Origin of the sequence: Zobellia nedashkovskayae (assembly GCF_015330125.1) — a bacterium.
GTDB classification, from domain to species: Bacteria; Bacteroidota; Bacteroidia; order Flavobacteriales; family Flavobacteriaceae; genus Zobellia; species Zobellia nedashkovskayae.
Window position 1 is genome coordinate 3,051,530 of the sequence record NZ_JADDXR010000002.1, and the last position, 21,060, is coordinate 3,072,589.

13 protein-coding genes are annotated in these 21,060 nt (G+C 37.8%); 11 read left to right on the forward strand and 2 right to left on the reverse strand.

Annotated features, from left to right (window positions below; all coding sequences use genetic code 11):
• Positions 1-71 precede the first annotated feature (71 nt).
• The 5 genes from IWB64_RS12765 (at position 72) to IWB64_RS12785 (ending at position 4,657) form a co-directional block, all read left to right on the forward strand.
• Positions 72-1,154: an efflux RND transporter periplasmic adaptor subunit gene (locus IWB64_RS12765; protein WP_194534359.1), complete on the forward strand. Its 1,083-nt coding sequence runs from the start codon at positions 72-74 to the stop codon at positions 1,152-1,154.
• On the forward strand, positions 1,151-2,413 hold the full coding sequence (locus IWB64_RS12770) for an ABC transporter permease (RefSeq protein ID WP_194534360.1): 1,263 nt from the start codon (positions 1,151-1,153) through the stop codon (positions 2,411-2,413). The genes IWB64_RS12765 and IWB64_RS12770 overlap by 4 nt, the downstream gene beginning before the upstream one ends.
• An 11-nt stretch (positions 2,414-2,424) precedes the next feature.
• Positions 2,425-3,099, forward strand: coding sequence for an ABC transporter ATP-binding protein (locus tag IWB64_RS12775; RefSeq protein WP_194534361.1), 675 nt, complete (start codon positions 2,425-2,427; stop codon positions 3,097-3,099).
• Between the two features lie 116 nt (positions 3,100-3,215).
• Positions 3,216-3,614 (forward strand): SpoIIAA family protein, encoded by a 399-nt coding sequence (locus IWB64_RS12780; RefSeq protein ID WP_194534362.1) that lies wholly within the window; start codon positions 3,216-3,218, stop codon positions 3,612-3,614.
• Positions 3,615-3,667: 53 nt separating this feature from the next.
• Positions 3,668-4,657, forward strand: a complete 990-nt coding sequence (locus IWB64_RS12785; RefSeq protein WP_226975876.1) for a L,D-transpeptidase — start codon at positions 3,668-3,670, stop codon at positions 4,655-4,657.
• A 12-nt stretch (positions 4,658-4,669) separates the two neighbouring features.
• On the opposite strand, the gene IWB64_RS12790 is transcribed toward IWB64_RS12785, so the two are convergent.
• Complete coding sequence (locus tag IWB64_RS12790) at positions 4,670-6,070, reverse strand: sulfatase (protein WP_317171975.1); 1,401 nt, start codon at positions 6,068-6,070, stop codon at positions 4,670-4,672.
• A 190-nt stretch (positions 6,071-6,260) separates the two neighbouring features.
• Positions 6,261-10,379 carry a two-component regulator propeller domain-containing protein gene (locus IWB64_RS12795; protein ID WP_194534364.1) on the reverse strand — a complete coding sequence of 1,373 codons (4,119 nt, stop codon included), beginning with the start codon at positions 10,377-10,379 and terminating at the stop codon, positions 6,261-6,263.
• A gap of 313 nt (positions 10,380-10,692) precedes the next feature.
• On the opposite strand from IWB64_RS12795, the gene IWB64_RS12800 reads away from it, so the two are divergent.
• From IWB64_RS12800 to IWB64_RS12825, 6 genes are all read left to right on the forward strand, one after another.
• Positions 10,693-13,740 (forward strand): SusC/RagA family TonB-linked outer membrane protein, encoded by a 3,048-nt coding sequence (locus tag IWB64_RS12800; protein WP_194534365.1) that lies wholly within the window; start codon positions 10,693-10,695, stop codon positions 13,738-13,740.
• 10 nt (positions 13,741-13,750) lie between these two features.
• Positions 13,751-15,307 (forward strand): RagB/SusD family nutrient uptake outer membrane protein, encoded by a 1,557-nt coding sequence (locus tag IWB64_RS12805; RefSeq protein ID WP_194534366.1) that lies wholly within the window; start codon positions 13,751-13,753, stop codon positions 15,305-15,307.
• Between the two features lie 149 nt (positions 15,308-15,456).
• Positions 15,457-16,935, forward strand: coding sequence for an arylsulfatase (locus IWB64_RS12810; RefSeq protein WP_194534367.1), 1,479 nt, complete (start codon positions 15,457-15,459; stop codon positions 16,933-16,935).
• Between the two features lie 140 nt (positions 16,936-17,075).
• A complete protein-coding gene (locus tag IWB64_RS12815) occupies positions 17,076-17,732 on the forward strand; it encodes an SGNH/GDSL hydrolase family protein (RefSeq protein WP_226975877.1) in 657 nt (218 codons plus the stop codon).
• A 158-nt stretch (positions 17,733-17,890) separates the two neighbouring features.
• Positions 17,891-19,489, forward strand: a complete 1,599-nt coding sequence (locus IWB64_RS12820) for an arylsulfatase (RefSeq protein WP_194534368.1) — start codon at positions 17,891-17,893, stop codon at positions 19,487-19,489.
• Between the two features lie 25 nt (positions 19,490-19,514).
• A complete protein-coding gene (locus tag IWB64_RS12825) occupies positions 19,515-21,053 on the forward strand; it encodes a glycoside hydrolase family 30 protein (protein WP_194534369.1) in 1,539 nt (512 codons plus the stop codon).
• The last annotated feature ends 7 nt before the right edge of the window (positions 21,054-21,060 follow it).

Here is a 21,060-nt window from a genome sequence, read left to right on the forward strand (position 1 = left end):
TTTGACATGATTTATCTCATATGCTATGAATTGATTTTCATTTTATTTTGAATACTGGCTAATTTTATACTATGCGCTATTTATTCATACTAGTTTTCATAATCGCATTACAGTCTTGTGGTGACGAGCAAGAGAAGGTATTTCCTCAAAAAACAGAATTAACGGAATCTGTATATGCGTCTGCCATCGTTCAGCCAGACAGCCTGTATAAAGTATATGCGGCCGTAGGCGGAATTTTAGACCGCAATTTGGTGGAAGAAGGAGATTTGGTTAAAAAGGGAACGCCATTACTTCAAATTATTAATAATACACCTAAGCTGAATACGGAAAATGCGAAACTTTCACTGAAGTTGGCACAGGAAAACTATAACGGAAGTGCCGCTGTACTCACGGGTTTAGAAGATGAAATAAAAGCAGCGACACTATCTTTTCATAATGATTCCATTAATTTCTACAGACAGAAACGTTTGTGGGAACAAGAAATAGGTTCAAAAATAGATTTTGATAATCGTAAACTGGCCTATGAGCTTTCCCGTAATAATTTAAACTTGTTACAAAGTAAATATGACCGTACCAAAAACGAACTAAAGACCCAATTGAGCCAAGCGCGTAACAATTATGAATCTGCGCAGATAAATACCAAAGACTTTACGGTAACTAGTAAAATAAACGGTAAGGTCTATGAACTTCTAAAAGAAACCGGAGAAATCGTAAGCACTATGGAACCCATTGCTGCAGTTGGAAGCGATTCGGTATTCGTAATTAAAATGTTGGTAGACGAGGTAGATATTGTAAAATTGAGCCTCGGTCAAAAAACGTTGATTACACTAGATGCTTATCCATCCAAAGTTTTTATGGCTACGGTAGATAAAATCTTTCCCCGTAAAGATGAACGTTCACAGACTTTTACGATAGAAGCCAGTTTTGACGATCCGCCAAAAATTCTATATCCCGGTTTGGCAGGCGAGGGCAACATTGTCATTGCTAAAAGAAAGGATGTACTGACTATTCCTAAAGACTATCTAATTGATGGGAACAAGGTAGAGACCGCCAATGGTACAGTAGAGGTAACTACGGGTTTATACAACTTAGATCGTATAGAAATCACAAAAGGTATTAGCGAAGAGACCGAGCTTTTAAAACCAGAACAATGATCAATTGGAGCGTCATATTGAACATTGCCAAAACCCATTTGGTAACAAAAATGAAGTCCTCGGCAACAGCTGCATTGGGCGTTACTTTTGGTATTGGAGCTTATATTACGCTGATCAGTTTTATGACCGGACTTAATGAGATGTTAGATGGTATGGTTTTGAGCCAAACTCCGCATATTCACCTGTATAATGAAATTGAACCTAGCGAAACGCAACCCGTATCGCTTTATGATGAATTTAAAAATTCCTTCAACATCGTACACTCGATCAAGCCTAGGCAAAGCCAAAAGAAAATTCATAATGCCTTGCCCATTTTAAAGTACCTAAAAAAGGATAAAGAAGTAAAAGGGGCAACACCCCAGCTACGAGCGCAAATTTTCTACTTGTCCGGTTCTATTGATTTAAGCGGTAATTTGGTGGGTGTGGATATTATGGAGGAAACAAGGCTTACCAGTATGGGTGATTATATTACTCAAGGAACTCCAGAGGCACTCAAAAATACCGATAACGGAATTATATTAGGTTCCGGTCTTGCCAAAAAAATGTCTTTATCGGTTGGGGAAAGAGTTCAGATAAGTACAGTTGGCGGAGATATTTTTCCACTCAAGATTGTTGGAATTTACCAAAGTGGGGTGGCAGATGTAGACAACATTCAAAGTTATGCCAACCTTAAGACAGTACAGCGTATTATGGGCGAAGCACAGAATTATATAACGGATATTAATATTAGACTTTATGATATTACGTTAGCCCCCGCTTTAGCAAAACGCCTTCAAAAACAGTTCACGATAAAGGCTACGGATATTAATGAAGCCAACGCACAGTTTGAGACAGGTTCTAACATAAGAGATCTCATTACCTATGCCGTTTCCATTACCTTATTGATTGTGGCCGGGTTTGGAATTTATAATATTCTGAACATGCTTATTTATGAGAAAATGAAGGATATTGCCATTTTAAAAGCAATAGGATTTTCAGGTTTGGACGTACAGCTCATTTTTATAAGCCAAGCTATGATTATTGGGTTGGTTGGTGGTGTTATGGGTTTGGTGGTAGGGTATGGATTAGCTCGTCTAATAGATAACGTAGCTTTTGAAACGTCTGCATTGCCTACGATAACCACATACCCTATAAGTTATAATATTGGGTATTATGTAATAGGAATCGTTTTTGCGCTGCTCTCTACTTTTATTGCTGGTTGGTTTCCGTCCGCAAAAGCTAGGCGAATAGACCCTGTTCGTATAATTCGTGGAACTTAAAGAAGGAAGCAATGGAGTATGTTCTTGAAACAAAAAATATCAATAAACATTTTTATAAGCCCAAAGACTTTCATGTGCTCAAAGACATTTCTTTTGGAGTAAAAGTAGGGGAGTTCGCCTCTATTATGGGCAAATCCGGATCGGGGAAATCTACTTTACTCTATATTCTTTCTACGATGGATACGGAGTATACGGGCGAATTGTATCTGAACCATGAATTGGTTACCGGAAAACCGCATCAAGATTTTTCTCGCATCCGGAACAAGCATATTGGCTTTGTATTTCAGTTTCATTATTTGTTATCGGAATTCAGTGTTTTGGAAAATGTAATGCTCCCTGCAAAGAAACTAAATGAGAAATCGCACTCAGATATTGAACGAGACGCCATGCAAAAGCTAGAAATGCTAAAAATAGATCATCTTGCCAAACAACGGGCTTCTCGTATTTCGGGTGGTGAAAAGCAACGGGTGGCCATTGCCAGGGCTTTGATCAATAATCCTATAATTCTTATGGGAGATGAACCTACAGGAAATCTGGACAGCCACAATGCAGATAACGTGTTCAATATTTTTAAAAAGTTGAAAGAAGAAGAAGGTCTTTCCCTATTGATTGTAACCCATGATGAGGATTTTGCCAAACGTACCGATCGCATTATTCAGATGGAAGACGGTAAAATTATTTCTTAAATCTTCTTTTATTTTCTGCTGACTCAGGTCATGGTATGGGTGAATTTTAGCCCTTACTTTTGATGTGTTTATAATAGTCCGTTTAGACTAATTTCCGTACATTTAAAATTAAGGACATGATTGAAAAAATAAAAACGTACAAAGGAAATACACTTACGTTAGAAGTCATAGATGAATTCACGGGAACAGACGAAAAACTGGCCCAAAAGTTCTTTAAGGAAAAAGTAGAAGAAGGGTTTGACTACGTGAATGTTCTGGTTAAACTAGACGAACTAAATGTAAGCAAGAGTAAAACAAAAGTATTCATGGAAGACATCATCTGGATTCTAAGAAACTATAGGCAAATAGGAAATATAGCTATTGTAGCACACTCTAAGATTTTAAAAGCCCTAATTCCTATTGACAATATTTTTTTCGAAAGGCTACAAAAAGGATATCAAGAACGTTATTTTGATATTACACAGCTAGAAGAGGCATTTCAATTTGTAGCTCCTAACGAATATGAACCCAGTTAGAATCACAGTAAAGTTAGGTGTTAAATCACCCAGTTACATATAGTCATAACAACATGCTACGTATCTTAAAGTCCCCGGAAAAGCTGAATTTCTTTCAACAACGAAAAGCGCTATTATATACTGTTTTTATAGCGATGGTGTTTTTAGGAATAGGGTCGTGCAAAGACCAAGCCAAGTTGGTTTCTGAAAAAGAACCAGTCCAAGAAGAAGAAGCTGCTCCTTCACCCATTAAAAAACCAAAAACATACGAGGATATCAACGTATCCCGAATCGTTAGAATAGCGGAGTATTTTAAATATATAGACTCTTTGGTGGTGTGTTATGATTCTGTAGTGCCCTATCCGCTATCCGAACATTTGTTAGTGCGCAACAATCCTTGGATCATAGATACGCTGGCCAATACGGATTACTACCGTATGATGGCCAGAGATTCATTTGTATATGACCAAAGACAAATGATCGCACTGCCAAAAGGAAGTGTCTTACATCTTCCGGACTCTACAAAAGCCTGCCGTATACTGGACAATTTAGCCCATACCGAGATTGATGTGAACATCCCGGAATTTAAGCTGCGTATATATCAAGATTCTATTTTGAAGGATGAGTTTACCGTAAGGGTAGGACAGGACAAACAGCGATACCTGAAAATGGGTGAACGGGTCACGGATTTAAGAACAAAAACAGGAGAGGGTATGATTGTTAGACATGCCAAACATCCTGATTTTTATAACCCTGTAAACGGACAACAATTTTATACCACACATCGTGATGATGGAAAACTTACACAAATGCCACAAATACCATGGATGGAAACCGAAATTAATGGCATCCGAAACGGACAAATGATTCATCCTACCACGAATCCCAAGAGTTTGGGCAAAGCATACTCCAATGGATGCATTGGCACTGCCGAAGGTGATGCTTGGGTAATTTATTACTACGCTCCGTTAGGTACGAAAGTAAGAATACGGTATGACCTTGATACGCATTTTGAAGGCTCGGTGGTCTCTGTTTTGAAAGATATTTATGGAGTAGAGAAGTAGCTATGACTATTCCTATAAATTAGTAGGGTCATAGGCCTCATTGGCTTTAGTAGGAACTGGAGCTTTCGTTTGCGTTCTCCATTTATTCAATTCTTTGTATAGCTGTTTGGTCTTAGTTGGGTTTTGTTCTGCCAAGTTATTTTTCTCACCTATACCAGTTTTTAAATTATAGAGTTCGAGTTCTCCGTCTTCAAAATATTCATGTAATTTCCATTCTCCAGAAATGATTACGGAACCTGGGCGGGTTCTAAAAAGAGGGTCTCTGCCTTGGTCTTTTAATTGGTCATACTTTTGAAGGTAAATAGGGAAGTGAAAATAGAGGTTGCGTTCAGCGAGTTGGCCTCCATATAAAATAGGCTCAAGATTTACACCATCAAGAAGTTTAGCTTTGCTTTGAGGTTTTGTAATATTCTGAAGCGTGGGGTAAAAATCTAAATTGCTGACCGCAACTGTAGAGGTCGATTTTGGCTTTATTTTCCCCGGCCATTTTATAATTAGAGGAACGCGAATACCACCTTCGTAATAGGAACCTTTTCCTGCTCTTAACGGGTTCTGTTCGGAGATAGCTCGGATACCTCCATTATCTGAAGTGAAAATTACTACGGTGTTTTCTTCAAGGCCATTTTGTTTTAAAGCGTTTAACAATTTGCCTACGTTTTGGTCCATAGCATATACCATTGCAGCATAATCAGGTCTATTTTGTCCGTTTTGCCCGCTTTTTGATTCAAACTTGACCACTAGTTCTTCTTTACCCATAATAGGAGTATGTACCGTGTAATAGGGCATGTAAAGAAAAAAAGTGGTGTCTTTGTTTTTCTCTATATACTTTATGGCCTCGTTGGTTAGCCTATCTGTTAGGTATTCGTCATTAGGGCCATTAGTAATATTATCTATTTTGTACGGTGAAAAGTAGCCGCCTTTGCCCGGGTTTCCTTTTGCACTTCCTCCTACATTAACATCAATTCCTTGAGTATTGGGGTCTTTACCCACATGCCACTTACCAAAACTACCCGTAATATACCCAGCGGATTTAAGCATCTGAGGTAGGGTGAAAATGGTATCGTTAAGATGATCTGTGTTTTTAATCGGAATTAGTTTTCGGGTTTTTGTGTTTCCTCTATCAGACGGACTTACCGTATAAACACCATGCCTAGGTGTATTCAAACCGGAGATCAGACAGGCTCTACTAGGAGCACAGTTTGCCGCACCAGCATAGGCATTATAGAATATCATACCTTCTTGGGCCAAAGCGTCTAAGTTGGGAGTTTCATAATATTGGCTACCCATGAAACCAACATCTTTATAACCAAGGTCGTCTATGTTTATAAGAACAATATTTGGCTTTTTGTGCTCTTGGATATCAATTTTAGAGGGTTTGCACGAGTGTAACGCACATATTAATAGCAGTGCCACGCAAAAGGTTTTACTAATGGGAAGAGTCATATGGGTATCAGATTATTTCAGTTGAATAGCGCTCCTCATAAGGATAGCGTTCTAGGGTAATAGAACAGTAAAAATATTTATATTCTACAGATTGTAAAGGGCTATAATGAATCGTTTAGGTGATACAAATGTTCAACTTATATAGTAAAGGGAGTGGTATCTAGTTTTCGTTAGATACTTCAATGGTCGTTTCTGTTTCTTTGTAAAACTGCTTGGCATAGTCTGTAGGACTCATTTCATATTCTTTGCTGAAGCACTTGCTAAAATATTTCTGGTTACTAAAACCGGTCATATAGGCAACTTCAGAAATATACATCTTGTTACTTTTTAATAACTGAGCAGCTCTTTTTAGACGAATTCGTTTTATAAAATTTACAGGAGTATCGTTATTTATGGCTTGCACTTTACGGTACAAGTTGGCCCTACTCATGCCTGCCTCAGATGCTAAAAATTCCACATTAAGATGTTTGTCGTCAATGGATTTTTCTATAATGGTCACGAGCTTCCGTATAAATTTTTCATCGTTGGAATCTACTTTTATTTCAGACGGCACAGGTGTAATAATCTTACTGTATTTACTTATAAGGTCTTCGCGAGTATTGAACGTATTTTTCACCTTCCATTTTACAAATTCTAGGCTAAACGGTTTTTCTATGTAATCATCGGCACCTAAACTAAGACACTCTATTTTTGTTTCCTCAGAGTTTTTAGCGGTGAGCATAAAAATAGGGACGGTCTTCGTCTCTGGATTAGCCTTTAATTTCCGCAGCATAGAAATGCCATCTTCTATGGGCATTAAGATATCGCAGATAATTAAGTCGGGGCGTTGTGTTAAGCAGGTGGTGTACCCTTCTTTACCGTTGCATGCTTCAATAATATTAAAATCGGTTTTTAATTCTTCTTTTACCATCGATCTTAGGTCCTCATTATCTTCAACAAGTAATATCAACGGTTTGGTCGTTTGGAGTGCTTTGGGTTTGCCTTCAAATTCTGAGGAAATATCTTCAATTACCTGAAATTCAGAGTTTTTAATGAAGTTTTTTGTGAGTGGCGTACCTCTGTTGATACGTTCCTTTTTATGATATCGGTTTTTGTAAATGGGTAGGTAAAAAGTGAATTCGGTAAAGGTGTTTTCTTCACTCTCTACTTGTATGGTACCATGATGTCTTTCAATGAGTTTTTGTACCAATTCCATCCCAATTCCGGTTCCCGGTATCTGATTGCTGTATTTTTTAGTAGCCTGATAATAGCGGTCAAAAATTTGCTCAATATCTTCTTGGGGAATACCTATACCATTATCCCTAACACTACATTTAATATAAGAACCATTTCTAAATTGTTGATGAAAATGGCTTTTCTCCTTTCCGGATGCCAGTCCTAAAGAAACTGTAATGATTCCCTTTTTAGGAGTGTACTTAAACGCATTAGATAAGAGATTAAAAAGAATTTTTTCTAGAATATCTACATCGTACCATCCTACGATCTTACTTTCCTTTGTAACGAATTGGTACGCTATATCATAAATTTTGGCAAAGTCGTTAAAGGCATTTTTGATAATTTCAATATCGTTAACGATGTTGTTTTTAGAAATCTGTAGTTTAAGCTTCCCTTCGTCAAACTTCCGGATATCCATCAATTGATTAATAAGCCTATGCATTCTTAACGTGTTATTGTAAATTCTTTGCGATGTAATAGGGCTTAACGTAAACTTTTTCTCTTTCACCACTTTTTCAATAGTACCTAGAATTAAGGCTAATGGCGTACGTAACTCATGAGAAATATCAGTAAAGAACACCATTTTCATGCGGTTCATTTCGTTATCTTTTTCTCTGCTTACCGTTTCAGCTACTAGTTTCTTTTTTAATCTATACCAGCGTTTAATAACTAGCCAGGTAGTATAAATGGAAGTTATTAGTAAAAGAAAATAGAGAAGAAAAGCCAAATTGCTTTTCCAATAAGGAGGGCTAATTTGAAAATGAAAGGTGGCTGGATTATCGTTCCAGACCCCGTCACTATTGGAACTTTTTACTTTAAAGGTGTAACTGCCCGGAGGTAGGTCATTGTAATTGGCATTTCTGTTTGATGCTTTTGTATAGTGCCAGAAATCGTTTGTGCCTTCAAGTATATAAGCAAATTCGTTCTTGTTGGGCGCGGTAAAATCTAATGTAGAGAACTCAAAGGCAATGTTATTTCTATTATGTGCTAACTTAAGGCTGTCCGTGGTATGAAGATATTTTTTTGAATGACTTTCTTTATTGGCGGTATTTGATTTATCAAAATCTCCAAAAATAGTGTAGTTCGTAATTATGGTGTTGGGAACTAACGATTCCTTTTTATAGTTTTTAGCATTTACGGAAAAGAAACCTCCAGGACAACCAAAATAAATTCTGCCATCTTCATCTACGGCGCTTGAATTGAATGTAAAATGACTCTCGGTTACACCATCTTCAATACTAAAATTGACAAACTTTTCATTATTGATATCAAATCGAGAAATACCATCTCGGGTACTTAGCCATAAATTTTGAGAAGCATCTCTTTCAATACTAGCAACTGTAGTGGATACTAAACCTTCATTTTTACCATAGCTTTTAATAGTTTGGGCTGCTTGGTCATAAAAATTTAGCCCGCCCCCTCTGGTACCTATCCATAGATTGCCTTTATCATCTTCACGCAGACATAAAATAGCATTTGAACTCAGGCCATCTTCCAATGAAGGGTTGAATACTTTAATTTCTTCATTAATTAAGTTGACCTTAAAAAGACCATCTCCCCGGGTGCCAATCCACATATTTTGATTTTGATCTAGGTGCATTACCGAAACATTTTTTCCAAAGAGGGTAGAAATGACCTTGCTTTTAAATGCATTTTTTTCCTGCTTAGGGGTTTCAATACTTATCCCTCCGCCCCAAAGTCCAACCCATATTTCATCATTATTTAGGGTAACCAAGTCACGAATGTTGTAGTTGTATTTTTTGAGCGTATCAAATTGTACTTTCTTAGTTTGATCGTTATAATTTTTAGAAAGCAAAAGGGTTTTTCCGGAAGCAAAGAGTACTTCTTTCTTGGAGAAGTATTCTTTTACAACGCTATAATTTTCATTGGCTGCTGTTAGTAACCTATTGGTATTTGTCCATAAATCGAAACTGTATAGCCCAATGTGGTTATATGATACCAGTAATTCGTTTTTAGTTGTTTTTAGTAAGGATTGGGTAAAGTGGTTGTTTAAGTTGGTATTGATGGTGGTATATTCAAAAATTGAATTCCTATCAATATGTTTTTTAATGCCCTTATTGGTAGCCACCCATAGATTTTTATATCGATCTATAATTAAAGAGTTAACTCGGTTTTCATAAGGTGTACTTTCAGTCTTTTGACCATCAGTTACGTTAGTAAAAACGTATGAATTATTGACTTTCTTCCCTTTATATAAACCAGATTGGGTACTGGCCCAAATAGTTGCTGAACCTAAATCTGTTGAGATAGAGGTAAATTCCGTGTTGGTTTGGTTCTTTTTATTGAAGACGTCTATAGTTTCCAATATCTTGAGTTGAAAATCGGTTTTTCCGTATTGAAGAAGAAACATACCCTCATCCGTAGCTGCCAATAAAGTGTTGTTTTCTAAGGGTGTTAGAAAGGATACATTTTTAGAGAATCCCGTTTCTACCAGCATATCATCTGGATTGAGCGCCAAGATGCCTTTGGGTGTAGCGAACCAATTTCGTCCAAAGAGGTCTTCTGAGAAGTCGTTTATGGTTTTATCGTTGGTCCAGATTTTACTGTTCTGTTTGTAGTTCAGTTGGGTGTGAAATTCAATCTTACCTATATCCTCCTGCGGAACAACCTTAACAATACCGGTATTTCTTAGATTCACCCAGACCGTACCATCTTTAGATTTGCCAAGAATTGTAGTTGTATTGTTCTTATAAAACCCTCTAAAGCTATTGGTTTTTCTATGATAGAGTATGAGGTAGCTCTCACTTCCAAGCCACAAATTTCCGTAGCTGTCTTCTATAATAGAATTAATACTGTTATTAGGTATAGATTTTTCATCAAAGACATCATATTGATTTTCAACCAAAGAATGCCCATCATATCTATATAATCCACTATCGGTACCTAACCATAAATAACCTAAATGATCCTCGTAGATAACGTTGGTTCTTTTATTAAAACGGCTATCATCTATATGTAAAGAATGAAAATAGGTGTTGGTATTTTGTGCAACACAATTTACCCCTGAACAAAGTAGTATTAAAAAGAGGAGAACTTGTTTCATAAGAGCGGTTTGGTCAAAGTGGTCTTTTAAGTAAGGTGTAGTTCAAATAAAAAATCTGGGTCAACCAATGATGTATTAGGAGTATTTCCTTAAGCTAAGTTGAGATTTAGGCGTGTAATTCAATAATTAGGGGTTAAAATATGTACTAAATATAGGTTATAAATGTTGCATGAGACGCTTTTAAAGCCCGTAAAACGGTCATCTGCAACATATGTATACCATTATGAGATAAATGCGCAAAAACTCTAGAATATATTTACCCTAAGGCTTTGAACTCAACAAAGGGCCACTATTTAACTAACAATAAACCACTATGAATTTAAAAAGAATGTTATTGCTACTGCTGTTCTTCGGCATGGTGTCGCTTCAGGCACAGCAAAATTTAACAGGAACCATTACGGATGAGTCTGGCCAACCGCTACCGGGTGTGAATGTTTTAGTAAAAGGAACTACAGTAGGAACCGTGGCCGATTTTGATGGAAACTATACTATAAAAGCAGCCGAGGGTGCTACATTAGAGTTTAGTTATTTGGGATTTGTTACCAAAAGTATTTCGGTAGGAAACGAGACTACCATTAATATGGTACTACAAGAAGACGTGGCTCTTTTAGAAGAGGTAGTCGTTATTGGGTATGGTACATCTACTAAAAAAGATTTAGTGTCTTCTGTATCTTCTGTTAAATCAGATGTTCTAGAAAACCAACCTGTAGCCAGAGTAGATCAAGCCTTACAAGGGCGTGCTACAGGGGTAGAGGTTACTTCAAACAACGGTACGCCAGGTTCTGGTTCTACTATTCGTATTAGGGGTAATAGTTCCATCAACGGAAATAATGATCCGTTATATGTTATTGATGGATTCATTGCAGGAACAGGTTTTAACCTGAATACGATTAACGTAAACGACATTGCCTCCATTGAAATATTAAAAGATGCCACCGCACTTTCTATATATGGTACAAGGGGTGCTTCTGGGGTAATTTTAATTACTACTAAAAATGGTAAAGGTATGGCGCCAGGGAAACCGGTAGTTGCCATTAACCATTACCAAAGTATGCAAGGAACGGCAAACCGTATAGACATTCTTGGGGGACAAGATTTTGTAAACTATAAAAATGAATCGTATCAGTTTACACCGGGGCCAGATGGTTTTGGACTTACGGATAGCACGTTACCATTGGTTTTAAATCCAGAAACTACGACTACCACAGATTGGTTGGATTTAGTGGAGCAACCGGGCTCTATTTCAAATACGGATGTATCTGTAACTGGGAATTCTGAAAATGCCAATTACTTTATCTCTGGAAATTATTTCAATCAAAAAGGGGTTCTTAGAGGCTCTGGTTTAGAAAGGGTAAACTTCAGAACCAATCTTGATGTTAGAGTTTCCGATAGGTTTAAGACAGGTATTAGAGCTAATATTACGCATTATAAGATAGAAAATAACAAAGTAGATTATGGTGGTATTGTCTCTCAAGTACTACCTATACGTCCGGTTTATTTGGAAGATGGAAGCTTTTCTTTCGAAAACCCTATTAGTGCGGGATTGGAACGAAACCCAGAAGCAGATATACAATTACGTGTAGATCATGATTTGGTTACTCAAGTAATAACTAATGCATATGTAGAATACGAAATAGCCAAAAACCTTTCTTTTAAATCTACTTTTGGAGCCCAGTTAAATTACACAAAGCAAAATAACTATTTACCTGGTATTTTACCAGAGCGGGTAAATGGAGGTTTCGGTCGTATTAATACGAACTTTACGAAGAGTATCCTGAATGAAAATACGCTTAATTATAATTTAGACTTAGATGATCATTCTATAAAAGTACTAGGTGGTTTTACTTGGCAAAAGGATAATAACGAGAGTACCCGTTCCGAAGCTGATCAATTTCCTAATGATGTGGTACTTTTTAATAATCTGGCTTTAGGTGATGCTTCAACTGCAGTAGTTGGGTCGGGTTATAGTCAACGTACCTTAAGTTCATTTTTAGGTAGAGTTAACTATGGTTATAAAAGTAAATACTTGCTTACGTTGGTGGGTAGGTATGATGGCTCATCTGTATTTGAAACGGGTAACAAATATGCTTTTTTCCCTTCAATAGGAGCTGCTTGGAATGTAGATGAGGAAAATTTTATGGCAGATTCAGATGTCATAGACCGTTTTAAGCTTAGAGGTAGTTACGGTATTGTTGGAGAACAAGGGGTTAAAGCATATAATTCTTTAGCAACATATAATAATACCACAACGGTCTTTAATGGATCTTTAATAAATGGTGTGGCAGTTGGTGATGTACCAAGTAGCGGGTTAAGCTGGGAAACCACAAAACAATTAGATTTAGGTATTGAATTAGGTTTCTTTAATAATAGAATAACTTTTGAGGCTGATTATTATAGAAAGACTACGGAAGATTTGTTATTAGCAGTAGCACTGTCTGGGCAAGTAGGAGCCAACTCCACAACCCAATTGCAAAATTTAGGTTCTGTACGGAACAGTGGTTTTGAATTTGGTTTAAATACGGTTAACGTAGAGAATGAGAATTTTCAATGGGAATCCAATCTAAGTATATCTTCTAACAATAGTGAGATATTGGAGTTAGATGGTCAAGAGTATATTACTTTACAATCCACAGGAAATCAAGGAGGTAATTCTGCTAGATTAATCGTTGGTGAATCACTACCAACTTTTGTTGGGGCTAAATATTTGGGAACCTATAAAAGTGCAGATGAGATTATTGCAGACGGCAGAGAAGGACGGTCTTTTATTGGTGGTCCGAGATACGAAGATGTTAATGGCGATTCCAATATTAACGATGAGGATTCAGTAGTATTAGGTAGCCCTATCCCAGATTTTTATGGTGGTTTTAGAAATACGTTTACATACAAAGACCTTACGTTAGATATCTTTTTCCACGGAAGTTATGGTGCAGAGATTTATAATGTACGTTCGCAAACGGCGTATTTTGGTAGGGGAGAACAAAATGTGGATCCAATAGTACTTGATCGTTGGATTGCTGGTGTAAATGAAACTTCAGACATTCCAAGAGCAGGACCATCCAACAGTCTTTTTAATCCTAACAGTAGTTTAAATATTGAAGATGGTTCTTACCTAAGGTTAAAAACCTTATCGTTAAACTACAATGTGCCTTTAGAATCAGGGGGACTTAGTGATGTGTTCAGTTCATTGAACGTGTATGTTACCGGAACAAATCTTTTACTTTTTACAGACTTTACTTTGGGTGATCCTGAGGTAAATAATTTTAGCGACGGAAGCGGTCTTAATTCTGTTTCCCAGGGTTTTGCATCTGGTCAATATCCGTATGCGAAATCAATAACCTTAGGTATAAAAGTAGAATTTTAAAAAAGCAGATATGAAAACTAATATAACGAGTAAATTTTTGATACTACTTGTGGGCTTTCTTGTTTTAAGCTCATGCGATGATTTCTTGGAAGAGGATTTAAGAGATCAAATTACACCAGATGCCTTTTTCACAAATGATAAAGAAGCAGAATTGGCTGTTAATGGAGTGTATAGATTATTGCAAGACAATAATGTGTATAGGCAACGTGGGTTAGACAATTATTACACCAGTGGTGCAGATGTACAAGCCGCCAATAGAGATGTGAACGGCTCTATTCATAATTACTTAATTCAGGAAGGAACCGCAGATGGTAACGGAACTTGGATACAGTTGTATAAAGTGGTTAATAATACAACAGAATTTATCTCAAATATAGAGGGTAATGAAAGTTTATCTCAAGAAGCTATGGATAGTAGATTAGGTGAGCTACTTTTTCTAAGAGCTTTGGCGTATTATCACTTAACCAATTTATGGGGAGATGTACCTTTTTATACGGAGCAGTTGCCTGTATTGGAAAGGTCGGTTTTAGGAAGAACTCCAAAAGAAGAGGTAAGAAGTGCTATGAAGGAAGACTTAGCAAGAGCTTTTGATTTGTTGCCTAGCGCTTACTCAGGTAACGATTTAGGTAGAGCCAGTAAATGGGCTGCCGCAACGTTAAAAGCAAAATATCATCTTTTTGATGAGGAATGGGCTTTGGCAAAAGCGGAGTGTGATGTTGTAATAGATGGTGGAGCGCACCGGTTATTAGATAATTATGCCGATGTTTTTGATCAGTCAGACCCAAGCAATCAGTATAATGACGAACATATTTTTGTAGTTGATTTTGAGGCAGATTATGATGGCTTATTTACCACAAGAACAGATGACTACAATCCACGTATTAGGGACGAACCTGCAGGAAGAAATAATGATACTATTGTAAATGGGGTATCTGGAACAAAAGTGGATATATTTCAAGGCCTTTTGCGTGATCAAGGAGAGGATATGACCGGTTACGGTTGGTCAGTACCTTTACCAGAGTTTGCTTTGCAAGAAAACTGGCAAGATGGTGATCTTAGATATGATGCTACCATTGTTACGGAGTATTTGGGATGGAAACTAGCGTTTCCTTACTTCCGCAAGAACTGGAATTTAGATCAAGAAAATTCATTACGAGGAAATCACCCAGAAAACTATATTGTTTTTCGTTTGGCAGATGTGTATTTAATGGCAGCTGAGGCTGAAAACGAGTTGAATGGTCCTGGAGCTGCATTTTTTTATGTGAATAAGGTTAGGGAAAGAGCATTTGAGCCAGACCAACCTTGGACTGGCTTGTCTAAAGAAGAATTTAGAGAGGCAATATATGACGAGCGTAAGTTTGAGTTAAGTGCGGAAGGCCATCGAAGAATGGATCTTATACGTTGGGGCATTTTGTTAGAAACGGTACAGACCGTTCAACACAGACCATGGAACAATCCAGCGGCTAACATTCAGCCATATCATGTTTTGTTACCTGTACCTCAAATCCAGTTAGAGCTGAATCCAAACTTATTGGAATCAGATCCTACCAATAATGGATACCGGTAATTAAAAGGATAAGTATAACTGCCACGGAGTAGGATTTCTTACTCCGTGGTACTTACTAAGATTAGAATATGAAACAACTTTTTAAAAGGATAAGTATAACTGCCACGGAGTAGGATTTCTTACTCCGTGGTACTTACTAAGATTAGAATATGAAACAACTTTTTTATTTTATTTTGCTCGGCACTTTGGTTTTCTCGTGTAAAAACAAGGAAAAAAATACCACTGAAGCAAGTGAGCCTACTACTGAAACTGCTAATGCCAGACCTAATATTGTCTATATTTTGGCAGATGACCTAGGGTATGGGGATTTAAGTTCCTACGGGCAGCAAAAATTCTCTACTCCTAATATCGATAAGCTAGCAAAAGACGGTATAGTTTTTACCCAACACTATTCGGGTAGTACGGTATGTGCACCTTCTAGGTCGGCTTTATTAACGGGTATGCACACCGGTCATACCGTTGTTAGGGGAAATAAGGAAATCATGCCAGAAGGCCAATATCCTTTACCTGATAATACTTTTACCATGGCCGAAGCTATGCAAAAAGCAGGCTATGCTACAGGTGCTTTTGGGAAATGGGGACTTGGATTTCCTGGTTCCGAAGGGGACCCTTTAAACCAAGGTTTTGATACCTTTTTTGGGTACAATTGCCAGCGGTTGGGCCATAATTATTATCCTGATCATCTATGGGCAAATAAAGATTCATTGGTGCTTAAAGGCAATTTAGGAAAGAATAAAGGGACTTACGCACCAGGGTTGATTCATGAAAAAACGTTGGAGTTTATAGAATTGAACAAAGACAATCCGTTCTTCTTATATGTGGCATCTATTATTCCACATGCGGAATTGGCTGCTCCTGAAGAATTCATGGAGAAAAACAGAGGCAAATTCCCGCCAGAAACACCTTATGAAGGTGTTGATGATGGTCCGGAGTTTAACCAAGGGCCATATAGGTCACAAAAAGAACCGCACACGGCATTTGTTTCTATGGTACAATTATTAGATGCGCAAGTTGGGGAAATCGTGGCAAAGTTAGAAGGGTTGGGTATTGCAGATAATACCATTGTGGTCTTTACTTCAGATAATGGTCCACATACAGAAGGTGGTGCAGATCCAGAGTATTTTAATAGTAACGGACCGTTTCGAGGTACAAAAAGAGATCTTTACGAAGGAGGAATTAGAGTTCCTATGATTGCGGCATGGCCTGGAAAAATTAGACCGGGAAGTACAACGGAGCTGGTATCTGCTTTTTGGGATGTGTTTCCAACATTTTCAGAAATAGCTGGTATTGAAACACCTGAAGGCTTAGATGGGATTTCATTTTTACCCACACTTTTAGGTCATGAAGACTTGCAAAAAAATCATGAATACCTGTATTGGGAATTTCATGAAAAAGGCGGTAGACAGGCTATTCGAAAAGGTGATTGGAAAGCGGTAAAGTATGATGTTTTCGGTGGAGCAGATGTTGCCATTAAACTATACGACCTTACTACAGATATTGGCGAGCAAAATAATGTGGCTCAGAAAAACCCAGAAGTCATAAAGGAGATGAAAACGCTTTTTGAAAATGCACGTACACCGTCTGATGTATTTACTTTCAGCCAAGAGACCTATTTAGATAGCAAATAAAAATAATTGTTAGAGTTAGTTAATTGTTTTTTTTTTTTTTGAAGAGGTCCAGTTTCTGGGCCTCTTTATTAGATTTAAGGAACAAACTTCAGTTCACTACTAAAAGAAGAGGTAGAACAATAAGACAACCACAAGTATCTATGACAAAGCAACTGATTCTAATTATCGCACTTTGCGCCATTCTAGTTGGGTTTATTCAAGACAAACGCCCTAATGTATTGATTATAGGAGATTCCATATCCATAGGGTATACGCCTTTTGTAAAACTTGCATTAGAAGATCGTGCCAATGTGGTTCATAATGAAGGCAATGCCCAGCACACGGGTACTGGACTAGAGAAATTGGATGAATATTTAGGTGATACCCAATGGGATGTTATCCATTTTAATTGGGGATTATGGGATTTGTGTTACCGGCATCCAGACTCAAAAAAAGTGGGAAATAGAGATAAAATAAAAGGTACGGTTACGTATACCCCAGAGGAATATAGAGCCAATCTAGAAAGCTTGGTTATCCGGTTACAAAAGACGGGCGCAAAGCTCATTTTTGCCACTACAAGTTATGTTCCGGAAGGAGAGGCAGGCCGTTTTGCAAACGCAGAAAAGATATATAACAAAGAAGCCTTGGCGGTAATGAAAAAGTATGGGATTACGGTGAACCCTTTAGGTAAGATTTCCAAAAAGGTGCATAAAAAACATGCTGCAGGTCCGGGTAATGTTCATTATACCAAAGAAGGTTCTGAATTGCTTTCTAAATCCGTGGTGAAGTATATTGAGAAATCCCTAGTAGCGAATTGAATCATATTCAAATTCACCAAACCAAACCAGAAAGTTGAAGAAAATCATTTTAGTTAGTTGAGTTTTTTTAATAGAGGTTCAGTTTTGAACCTCTATTTTTCTTTCTAATTAAATTTTGCCTTGGTTATACTTTAGGCGAATTGAAAATTAAAAAAGCGATGAATAGAATATCCTTTTTAGTAGCATTGAGTTCGTTCGTATTATTTTTTTCTTGTAAACCGAATGTTGATAAAACCAATGATGTTGTAGAGAGAAAGCCTAATATTATTTTAATCTATGCAGATGATTTGGGGATAGGTTTATTGGGTCATGAAGGACAACAAATCATAAAAACTCCACATATAGATGCGCTAGCTAATGAGGGATTATGTTTTCAAAACGCATACTCTAATATGCTATGTGCTCCCGCTAGAGCATCTCTTATTACAGGGCTTACGGATTGCCACGCTCAGAAATTTGAGATTACGCCAGGGGCAATGTATAAAAAAATAAGCACGGATAATGTTACTCAAACCGAAGTTGAAAACAACATAAACGAAGCGCTACGCCCCATACCTGCAGATCAGGTGTTTCTTGGGCAAGTAGCAAAAGAAGTAGGATATAAAACGGCTGAAATCGGTAAATTAGAATGGGGTTTTTCTGCTACGGACCAGCAAATGAAAAGGCATGGTTGGGATTATTATTACGGATACTTAGATCATGTTAGAGCACATGGTTTTTATCCCCCTTTCTTATTTGAAAATGGTAAAAAGGTAGATATCAAAGGAAATACCCTTGCCAACGCAGGGAAGTCCGGTGAGCCGGAAACATCTGAAAACTTCACGGAAAGGCATGATATGAAAGGGAAGGCCCAATATTCGCAAGACCTTTTTATGAATCGGGCGCTCAATTTTATAGAAACCAACCGCGACAATCCATTCTTCCTCTATTTCCCCACTCAGCTACCACACGGTCCTGTGGCCATTCCTCAAATACATCCAGATTTTGTAAATGACGATAGACTTACGCCTATTGAAAAGGAATATGCTTCTATGATCAAAATGTTGGACGATAACGTGGGGCAGTTAATGCAAAAATTGAAAGAATTAGAACTAGATGAGAATACCATTGTCATATTTACGGCAGATAACGGCCATGAAATCTACTATGCGCAGGAAGGCCGAGTTTTAAAACCCTATGCCAATATAGAAACAGGCCAACGGTTTGACGATGTGGAGTATAAATATTATAGCAATCTCGCAGGAGATGTTTTTGATGGCAACGGCGGCCAAGCAGGTATGAAAAGAAGTAATCTACAGGGCGGGATTAGGGTTCCGCTCATATTTAAATGGCCTGCTCAGATACAACCCGGAAAAACTAGTAATCGGCTTGTGGCTAATTATGATTTAGTGGCCACACTTGCAGAAGTTACTGGTTTTAACAAACCGTTTCATACGGATGGTATTTCATACTATGATGAATTAATTGGTACAAGTACAGATAGCGGTCATGAATCTGTGGTGTATTCCTCGTATACCGGCCCCACTTTAATTACCAAAGAAGGATGGAAAATTAGAACCGATTTAAAAAAGGGAGTTTTTGAATTGTTCTTTCTACCTGATGATTACAAAGAGGAAAATGATGTATCAAAACAACATTCTGACACATTAGAAGCACTTAAAATGGAACTTTTGAAAGCCTGTGAAGGTGATTTGGAAAATGGATTCTTCAGTAATGAGGGTAGTATTATAAAAGTTCCAAGTGAGGCGAAGAAATAACGGCATTGAAATATTTAGGAAGGGGATGAAAAAGTGGGTTTTATTGAGTTTAGCGAGTAGCAGTTTTTACTTTCTATCGGGGCAAGGGCAAACTGTTGTTGAGGTGGAAATTGATGCTGCTATTACCTTTCAGACCATTCATAATTTTGGAGCTTCGGATGCTTGGGCGGCGCAATATGTAGGTCTTTGGCCTGAAGTTAAAAAGTATAAAGTAACCGAATGGTTGTTCAGTACCGAAACCGATACAACGGGCTCACCAAAAGGGATTGGTTTAACCGCTTGGCGTTTTAACATAGGAGCCGGAAGCGCCACGCAAGGCGATAATAGCGGTATTAAAGATCCATGGCGAAGAACCGAAGGATTTCTGCAAGCCAATGAAACGTATAACTGGCAAAAACAAGCAGGACAGCGTTGGTTCTTGCAGGCCGCCAAAGAGCAAGGTGTAGAACAATTTGTTGCTTTTGTAAACAGTCCGCCTATATATTTTACAAAAAACAAAAAAGCGCATTCAGAAGATGGGTTATCGGCAAATTTGAGTAGTGACAATTATGCTGCATACGCCAATTTTTTAGCAGATGTACTTCACCACTTTAAAGATAGTTTAGCCATAGATTTTGATTATGTGAGTCCGTTTAACGAACCGCAATGGGAATGGAAAGGTGGGCAAGAAGGTTCGCCTTGGAACAATACTGAGTTGGCTTCGGCCGCTAGGGTAATCGATTCTATTTTTCAACTTAAAAAAATCACTTCTAAAATAGAGCTTACGGAGGCCGGAGCTATTGATTATTTAACAGGAATAAAAAAGAAACACCAAAATAGAAGCGACCAGATTGAAACGTTCTTTAATCCCAAAAGTCCGTATTATTTAGGAAGTCTAAGCACATTGGCATCTAAAGTAGCTGCGCATAGTTATTTTACGACCTGGAGCGTAGAGAAGCTAAAAAGAGAGCGAGAACGCATTGCAGAAAAATTGCTAAAATTTCCAGATTTGGAATATTGGATGAGTGAATATTGCATCCTAGAGAATAACGAAGAGATTAAAGGCAAGGGTAGGAATTTGGGTATGCAAACGGCCTTATACGTGGCGCGTGTTATTCATGCTGATCTCACCATTGCCAATGCAAGTGCGTGGCATTGGTGGCTCGCTATGAGTCCATATGACTTTAAAGATGGCCTGGTCTATCATGATAAAAACGTTGCGGATGGTGCTATCTATGATTCCAAACTGTTGTGGGCCTTTGGTAACTATGCACGCTTTGTACGTCCGGGCGCTACCCGAATTTCAGTTGCATATGATAACAGTACTACGGTACAGGGGCTACAAAATGGCGTTTTAGTTTCTGCGTACGAGAATACGGATGGGAGTAGGGTTGTGGTAGCGGTCAACCAAAGCGAAGAAACGGTGCTTCTAGCCCTTCAAATGAATATGGCAGCATATACCAAGCTGAGGTCTTATAAAACCAATAAAGACCAGGATTTGAAGCATAACGCCTTAGAAAAACCAGTAGACGGCAAGTTTCTGTTGAGTGAGAAATCGGTGACTACTTTTGTTTTTGAAAAATAGGGGTTCA

Coding starts and splice junctions, on each gene's coding strand:
- IWB64_RS12765 (WP_194534359.1), top strand. CDS start 72: ATGCGCTATTTATTCATACTAGTTTTCATAATCGCATTACAGTCTTGT.
- IWB64_RS12770 (WP_194534360.1), top strand. CDS start 1,151: ATGATCAATTGGAGCGTCATATTGAACATTGCCAAAACCCATTTGGTA.
- IWB64_RS12775 (WP_194534361.1), top strand. CDS start 2,425: ATGGAGTATGTTCTTGAAACAAAAAATATCAATAAACATTTTTATAAG.
- IWB64_RS12780 (WP_194534362.1), top strand. CDS start 3,216: ATGATTGAAAAAATAAAAACGTACAAAGGAAATACACTTACGTTAGAA.
- IWB64_RS12785 (WP_226975876.1), top strand. CDS start 3,668: ATGCTACGTATCTTAAAGTCCCCGGAAAAGCTGAATTTCTTTCAACAA.
- IWB64_RS12795 (WP_194534364.1), bottom strand. CDS start 10,379: ATGAAACAAGTTCTCCTCTTTTTAATACTACTTTGTTCAGGGGTAAAT.
- IWB64_RS12800 (WP_194534365.1), top strand. CDS start 10,693: ATGAATTTAAAAAGAATGTTATTGCTACTGCTGTTCTTCGGCATGGTG.
- IWB64_RS12805 (WP_194534366.1), top strand. CDS start 13,751: ATGAAAACTAATATAACGAGTAAATTTTTGATACTACTTGTGGGCTTT.
- IWB64_RS12810 (WP_194534367.1), top strand. CDS start 15,457: ATGAAACAACTTTTTTATTTTATTTTGCTCGGCACTTTGGTTTTCTCG.
- IWB64_RS12815 (WP_226975877.1), top strand. CDS start 17,076: ATGACAAAGCAACTGATTCTAATTATCGCACTTTGCGCCATTCTAGTT.
- IWB64_RS12820 (WP_194534368.1), top strand. CDS start 17,891: ATGAATAGAATATCCTTTTTAGTAGCATTGAGTTCGTTCGTATTATTT.
- IWB64_RS12825 (WP_194534369.1), top strand. CDS start 19,515: ATGAAAAAGTGGGTTTTATTGAGTTTAGCGAGTAGCAGTTTTTACTTT.